The sequence below is a fragment of the Pseudoalteromonas sp. SR45-5 genome (assembly GCF_014163565.1).
Classification (GTDB): Bacteria; Pseudomonadota; Gammaproteobacteria; order Enterobacterales; family Alteromonadaceae; genus Pseudoalteromonas; species Pseudoalteromonas distincta.
Genome location: NZ_JACJDN010000151.1, coordinates 1 through 7,330, shown reverse-complemented (window position 1 = coordinate 7,330; position 7,330 = coordinate 1). Strand labels below are relative to the sequence as shown.

The following is a 7,330-nucleotide window of genomic DNA, read 5'->3' as shown; positions in this document are numbered from 1 at the left end:
ATCTTTATATTGTGTGTGAAGATGTTGTCAGTGTGAAAGGCAACTCAAGTTCGGTGGATTCACTTCCATAAAGAACGAGTTTGAGTTGTTTTTATTCCCTACAATTGCCACGTAATGTAAACCAAGAATCTTTATATTGTGTGTGAAGATGTTGTCAGTGTGAAAGGCAACTCAAGTTCAGTGGTGACTGAGTTTGAGTTGTTTTTATTCCCTACAATTGCCACGCAGTGTAAACCAAAAATCTTTATATTGTGTGTGAAGATGTTGTCAGTGTGAAAGGCAACTCAAGTTCGGTGGATTCACTTCCATAAAGAACGAGTTTGAGTTGTTTTTATTCCCTACAATTGCCACGTAATGTAAACCAAAAATCTTTATATTGTGTGTGAAGATGTTGTCAGTGTGAAAGGCAGCTCAAGTTCGGTGGTGACTTAGCTTGAGTTGTTTTTATTCCCTACAATTGCCACGTAGTGTAAACCAAGAATCTTTATATTGTGTGTGAAGATGTTGTCAGTGTGAAAGGCGGCTCAAGTTCGGTGGTGACTGAATTTGGGCTGTTTTTATTTGTGCCACACAATTATTACTCCCTCCTAAAAACCTATAATCCTATTAAATATTTCTCTTTAAATCGTTTTTTATTTTAGCTAACCGAATGTTTTTTATCGTGTTATTTTTTATTAACAAAATAGCTTCGAAAGCTTAACTCAAATTAATTGATTTTTAGTTGAACAGAAAATTCTCTTTGTTATACTCACGTTCGAACTTTCAGTAAGTTTTGAAAGTTTGGTTGATACGGATCAATTTTCGCTAGGTAAATATGTGCTAGCTGGATTTGATTGTATTTAGCACCTGGTTTTAGGGTTTACAACAGCAATGTTTTTTAAATTTTTCCATTGCAAACTGTATTACTCTAATTTTGTTATAGTCATTTTAGTAGGTTAATGTCTTTGAACACACTTTCTTTGCATCATACAGCTACGGAACTTGCCTCTGGCGAGCCGCAGACGTGTGAACGCTTGAATAAAGCAGGCAAGGGCGTGTGTGTAGCTATAACTTTATTAGTGTTTAATACTGTAATGTTGCTAAGCGGTGCACTAGAGGATGCCTTCAAGCTTGAAGCGCTATTAAGTGATGGGTTTATTGTAGAGCCACTGTTACTTAATCTTGCGCAATTTTTAGCTCATCCGATCATATCAAGTCAGTTACTTATTGGCCTTTGTTGGTTATTGTTCCATATTTGTCCAGCGCGTCGTGCTGGCATAATCCTCCGTAAAGCAGCCTTTGCTTTTAGCGAGGCTAAAGTTCTTCAGCCTGTGATCTCTTCACATGGTTGTCGTGCTCCACCTAGCTTTACAGGTTGCCTGTAACGCTGCATCTTGTTGCTGGTTTTAATTATTTGTTCTTGCTGTAAATAATTAAGGTTAGCTAAAACAAAGTAGCTTCGTGTTTCTTTAAACACATTTCAGCCAACCACCACTCACCCAAGTTAACTTTTATTACGTTATATAAATGCGTTTAGAAAGCTGGGTTTGTTGCTAGGTCATTAATGGCATGAGCTTTAGGTTTTTTTGAATAGCCCCCTTATTTTTATAATTTAATTCTAGTTAACTTGGGTTTTTAATGAAAAATCGTTGCTTTGGTTTTTATTTTAAGCAGCAAATTGAAACTCTAGGTTTGTAGGATACTCCCTTGTTAATTCGTAACCTTTGTAATATTGCTTTAGCTAGTACAGTGCTGGCGTTGTCAGGCTGTAAAGGCGGGATACTCGATCCAAAAGGGCAAATAGGCATTGATGAGAAAAATTTAATCATCATCGCAACCGTGCTTATGTTGCTTGTAGTCGTTCCCGTTATTGTGATGACTTTGTATTTCGCTTGGAAATATAGAGACACTCAAAACCAAGAAATTTATGCTCCAAAATGGGCTCATTCAAATAAAATTGAAGCCGTTGTTTGGGCTGTTCCTATTGTTATTGTAATCATTTTAGGTGTTATTACCTGGCAGTCTACCCAAGACTTAGACCCCTATAAACCCATTGAAGGTAAAGGTGAACATCTTACTGTTGAAGTGGTTTCACTAAACTGGAAGTGGCTATTTATATATCCTGAGCAAGGTATTGCTACGGTTAATGAATTAGTGTTCCCAGCAAATGTACCTGTTGAATATAAAATCACCTCAGAGAGCACAATGAATTCATTTTTTATTCCGCAATTGGGTAGTCAAATATACTCAATGGCTGGGATGGAAACCAAGCTTCACTTAATTGCAAATGAGCCAGGTACGTTTAAAGGCTTTTCAGCAAATTACAGCGGCGCAGGTTTCACTGGCATGAAATTTAATGCCATTGCTACACCTACTCAAGCAGACTTTGATAAGTGGGTGAGTGATGTGAAAGCGAATTCAAGCGCTAATAACCTGACTCATGCAAATTATGTTGAGCTTGCAAAAGCAAGTGAAAATAACCCAGTAGCATATTACGGAAAAGTTGATGACGGCTTATTTCATACCATTGTTATGAAGTATATGCAGGCGCATGGCGATATGAACAAAAAACACCATGCATTGGGCGAACATGGGCAAATGAGTAAAAAGCATCATGAAATGAGTGAGCACTCAATGCCTTCATCTCACAGCCAAGGCGAGGAATAATAATGTCGTTATTAGGTAATCTTTCACTCGACGCAATTCCGTTTCATGAGCCAATTCTTGTGTTCACGATGTCGGTTATTGCGATAGCTGGGCTTATTATTGCCGGGCTTATTACAAAGTATAAAAAATGGGGCGTGCTTTGGCGCGACTGGATCACGTCTGTTGATCACAAACGCTTAGGCGTAATGTATATTCTTTTAGCACTAATAATGCTGTTTCGTGGTTTTTCTGATGCAATAATGATGCGTGCGCAGTTGGCACTTGCTACCAGTGGTGCGCCAGGTTATTTACCACCAGAACACTACGACCAAATATTTACTGCCCACGGCGTAATCATGATCATATTTATGGCAATGCCATTTATGATTGGTCTAATGAACATTGTATTACCACTTCAAATTGGTGCTCGCGATGTTGCTTTTCCATTTTTAAATAATTTAAGTTTTTGGTTTACAGCCAGTGGTGCAATTTTAATTAACTTATCACTTGTATTTGGTGAATTTGCAAAAACAGGTTGGGTGGCATATCCGCCGCTTTCGGAGCTGACCTTTAGCCCTGGGGTGGGGGTCGATTATTATATTTGGGCCTTGCAAATATCCGGGCTCGGTACACTTCTAACAGCCGTAAACTTTTTAGCAACCGTGTTTAAAATGCGTGCACCAGGTATGACCCTAATGAAAATGCCAATTTTTACATGGGCATGTACATGGGCAAACATCTTAATTGCAGCATCATTTCCAATTTTAACTGCTGTACTTGCAATGCTAACGCTTGACCGTTATCTAGACTTCCACTTCTTTACCAATGAATTGGGCGGTAACGCCATGATGTACATCAACCTGTTTTGGGCATGGGGTCACCCTGAGGTATACATATTAGTATTACCAGCGTTTGGTATTTTTTCTGAAATTATTTCGACCTTTGCCGGTAAACGTTTGTTTGGTTACAAATCGATGGTTTATGCCAGCGGTGCAATCTCAATTTTAGGCTTTATTGTTTGGTTACATCACTTCTTTACTATGGGCTCAAGTGCTAACGTTAACGCGTTCTTTGGGGTAATGACTATGGTTATTGCCGTACCAACTGGGGTTAAGTTGTTTAACTGGTTATTTACTATTTACCGAGGTCGATTACGTATAAGTGTACCGGTACTTTGGACTCTTGGCTTTATGGTTACCTTTACCGTAGGCGGTATGACCGGTGTATTACTTGCCATTCCTGGCGCCGATTATGTACTGCATAACAGCTTATTCTTAATTGCACATTTCCATAACACAATTATTGGTGGTGCTGTGTTTGGTTACCTGGCCGGTTTTGTATTTTGGTTCCCTAAAGCAATGGGCTTTAAACTTAATGAAAAATGGGGCAAAGCATCATTTTGGTGTTGGATTATTGGTTTCTTCGTAGCATTTATGCCGCTGTACGTACTTGGTTTCTTAGGTATGACACGTCGCTTAAACCACACTAACAACCCAGATTGGAACATGTGGTTATACATTGCCGCAGGCGGTGCTGTAATTATTATGTTTGGTATTATCAGCCAAGTAATTCAATTATATGTGAGCTTTAGAGACCGTGAAGCGCTTGACGATACAACAGGCGATCCGTGGAACGGCCACACACTTGAGTGGGCTACAAGTTCACCTCCGCAAATTTATAACTTTGCAACAATTCCACATATTGATGATATTGATGCATGGACCGATATGAAAGAAAAAGGTCAAGCATATCAAGATAAAGCAAACTACAGCCCTATTCATATGCCTAAAAACACATCAGCTGGCGTGTTAATGGCAGCAAGTTTAACAGTATTTTGTTTTGCAATGATTTGGCATATTTGGTGGTTAGCTGTTGTTGGACTAGTAGGCGGAATTGCCATATTTATCAAACGTTGTTACACCAGCGATGTAGATTACTATATACAACCTGATGAAATTGCACGCATTGAAGCTGCATATAATTCAAGTGGCGTTAAGGAGTTAAAAGCGTGAGTACACTTTCTGCAAATTTAGACTCTGTATCACACGATGATCATGCCCACGCGCATGATCACCACGATACTTCGGGTGATACCGTATTTGGTTTTTGGTTATACCTAATGACCGATTGCCTACTGTTTGCCTCGTTTTTTGCCACTTACGCTGTATTATTTATGAACACAGCCGGTGGCGTATCGGGTAAAGATATTTTTGAACTCGACTTTGTAGCAGTAGAAACTGCAGCACTACTGATTAGTAGTATTACTTTTGGTTTTGCCATGATTGCCGCTCAAGGGCAAAAAAAGGTACTAACACTGACTTGGTTATTTGTTACGTTTTGTTTAGGTGCTGTGTTTATTGGTATGGAAGTATACGAATTTCATCACCTAATTGTGCATGGCAATGGTCCACAACAAAGTGCCTTTTTAACATCGTTTTTCTCATTAGTTGGCTTACATGGTTTACATGTAACAGCGGGTCTAATTTGGATGACCATAATGATGATTGAAGTTGCTAAACGCGGCTTAGGTAAAGCAACCGTAACGCGTTTAAGCTGCTTAAGCCTATTTTGGCACTTCTTAGACATTGTCTGGATTTGTGTATTTACCGTTGTTTATTTAATGGGAGCAATGTAATGAGCCACAGCGAAACGCATGCGTTAAAGCAAACGCAAAGTGATCATCATGATGAATCTCATGGCAGTGTTAAAACTTACTTAATTGGCTTTGTGCTATCGGTAATTTTAACTGCTATACCGTTTTACATGGTAATGGAAGGTGACTTCTCAAAAGCAACAACGCTTTGGAGCATTGTTACTTTAGCAATCGTACAAATTTGGGTGCATTTAAAATACTTTTTACACCTTAATTTTACCACCGAAGATGGCCGTGCAAGTACTTTTTCATTCCTATTCAGTGCTCTGATCATCGTAATGGTTGTTGGGTTATCTGTTTGGATCATTTATGAATCTAACGCAATGATGATGTACTAGGAGTTGAAGATGTTTCGTCGTTATTTATCAGTGACAAAGCCGGGTATTATTATGGGCAATTTGATCAGCGTAGCGGGCGGGTTTTTACTTGCCTCGCGCGGTGATATAGACCCATGGTTAATGATTGCCACATTAATTGGTTTGTCGCTAGTGGTTGCATCAGGTTGCGCTATCAATAATGTTATAGATAGAGACATAGATGTGGCCATGGCACGTACTCGTACGCGGGTTACAGTAACGGGCGAAATGTCGGCCTTTGCTGCACTTAGTCACGGTATTTTATTGGGTGTTGTGGGCTTTGGTTTACTTATCGCCTACACCACTCAAGCCGCGGTATTTTTTGCAGCCTTTGGCTACGTAATTTATGTAGGGGTTTATAGCCTCTACATGAAACGCAACTCAGTATACGGCACTTTTGTAGGTAGCCTTTCTGGCGCTGTCCCGCCAGTAGTAGGTTACTGCGCCGTAACAGGGCAGTTCGATATGGGCGCATTAATACTGCTAGTTATGTTTAGCTTGTGGCAAATGCCGCACTCTTACGCCATCGCTATTTTTCGCTTTAAAGATTACCAAGCTGCAGGTATTCCTGTATTACCAGTAGCGCAAGGTATTGATAAAGCAAAGCGCCATATCGTACTTTACATTGCTGTATACGCATTAGTGGTGATGTTACTGCCAATTACTGGCTACACAGGTGCTGCTTTTATGGCTGTTGCTTGTATTACCAGCTTTTGGTGGTTGCTAATGGCGCTACGTGGTTATCGTCGTAATATTGATATGAGTAGCTGGGCACGTAAAGTGTTCGCATTTTCAATTATTAATATTACAGCGTTAAGCATTGCTATGGCTGTTGACTATCATAGCGTTGCTCCACAGCTATTAACGCTTACCTAATTTAAAAATTTTTAACTATTCCAAAGTTAATCCAAAGGCTCGAAAGGGCCTTTTTTTATGCCTAAATATTAAAATAATTGAACATCAGTATTCTCACCCTTTTACTTTCTAAAATCATCAGCATTGTAATAAAGTGGTTTAAGGGTGCCGCAGTTAATAAATTTATAGGTAAGCTCATTTTCAGCTGGGACACGTTTTGAGGTACGAAGCTTTTGCATACATGCATTAACTAAATCAACAAAAATAAGATGGTTATAGCTCGGCGCTTGTTGAATTTTATGAATATAAATATGCTCAGTACCGCCTAGATTAATCATGTCGTAATCTTGCCATTGCGATGATTCACTTAAATCTTTTAGCTCTCTGGCATACAGTTGCTTACTCAGTTCAAGCTCTTTTTTTGAGTAAATTAAACTACCACCTTGTTGATAATCACCCTCGTAAATATCGGCAATAATCGTAATTTCTTCACCACGCATTAAATGTTGAATATTAAACGCTTGTGGCTTAACCGTGATTAGCTCAGCATTTCTAACAAAGTTTAAGAGTGCGACATCGGGGTTTCCTATTTTATAAACAACTTGCACATCATCTGGAGAATTATAACTAGGTAAGTTAATCGCAATTATAGATGAGCCTTGATTAACCAAAGCCATAGGATGCTCAGCATTGTAAGCGGGGTCTACCGGTGGTAGTTCTGTTTTTTCTTCTTCTGCTACAGCAAAGCCACTTAAAGTAACTAGTAATAAAGTAAGTAGTAGGCGCATTATAATCTCAATTAATTTATGAGCTTAAATTTTAGTATAAAATATACATTACA

7 protein-coding genes are annotated in these 7,330 nt (G+C 39.0%); 6 read left to right on the top strand and 1 reads right to left on the bottom strand.

Going from position 1 to position 7,330, the window contains the following annotated elements:
* The first annotated feature begins 944 nt into the window (after positions 1-944).
* The 6 genes from H5072_RS07835 (at position 945) to cyoE (ending at position 6,510) form a co-directional block, all read left to right on the top strand.
* On the top strand, positions 945-1,364 hold the full coding sequence (locus H5072_RS07835; protein WP_002958097.1) for a hypothetical protein: 420 nt from the start codon (positions 945-947) through the stop codon (positions 1,362-1,364).
* Positions 1,365-1,686: 322 nt separating this feature from the next.
* Entirely contained in the window at positions 1,687-2,646 is a 960-nt protein-coding gene (gene cyoA, locus H5072_RS07830) for a ubiquinol oxidase subunit II (RefSeq protein WP_165723814.1), read from the top strand.
* A gap of 2 nt (positions 2,647-2,648) precedes the next feature.
* Positions 2,649-4,637, top strand: coding sequence for a cytochrome o ubiquinol oxidase subunit I (gene cyoB / locus H5072_RS07825; RefSeq protein ID WP_024596558.1), 1,989 nt, complete (start codon positions 2,649-2,651; stop codon positions 4,635-4,637).
* On the top strand, positions 4,634-5,260 hold the full coding sequence (gene cyoC, locus H5072_RS07820; protein WP_182693184.1) for a cytochrome o ubiquinol oxidase subunit III: 627 nt from the start codon (positions 4,634-4,636) through the stop codon (positions 5,258-5,260). Before cyoB ends, cyoC begins: the two co-directional genes overlap by 4 nt.
* Positions 5,260-5,616 (top strand): cytochrome o ubiquinol oxidase subunit IV, encoded by a 357-nt coding sequence (gene cyoD / locus H5072_RS07815; protein ID WP_002958101.1) that lies wholly within the window; start codon positions 5,260-5,262, stop codon positions 5,614-5,616. The genes cyoC and cyoD overlap by 1 nt, the downstream gene beginning before the upstream one ends.
* 9 nt (positions 5,617-5,625) lie before the next feature.
* Entirely contained in the window at positions 5,626-6,510 is an 885-nt protein-coding gene (gene cyoE / locus H5072_RS07810; protein ID WP_002958102.1) for a heme o synthase, read from the top strand.
* Positions 6,511-6,611: 101 nt separating this feature from the next.
* Here cyoE and H5072_RS07805 read toward each other — a convergent pair whose 3' ends face one another.
* A complete protein-coding gene (locus H5072_RS07805) occupies positions 6,612-7,277 on the bottom strand; it encodes a hypothetical protein (protein WP_182693183.1) in 666 nt (221 codons plus the stop codon).
* Between the last annotated feature and the right edge of the window lie 53 nt (positions 7,278-7,330).

Excerpts from the sequence above, each read along its gene's own strand:
- H5072_RS07805 (WP_182693183.1), bottom strand. The coding sequence starts at position 7,277 with ATGCGCCTACTACTTACTTTATTACTAGTTACTTTAAGTGGCTTTGCT.
- cyoD (WP_002958101.1), top strand. The coding sequence starts at position 5,260 with ATGAGCCACAGCGAAACGCATGCGTTAAAGCAAACGCAAAGTGATCAT.
- cyoB (WP_024596558.1), top strand. The coding sequence starts at position 2,649 with ATGTCGTTATTAGGTAATCTTTCACTCGACGCAATTCCGTTTCATGAG.
- cyoE (WP_002958102.1), top strand. The coding sequence starts at position 5,626 with ATGTTTCGTCGTTATTTATCAGTGACAAAGCCGGGTATTATTATGGGC.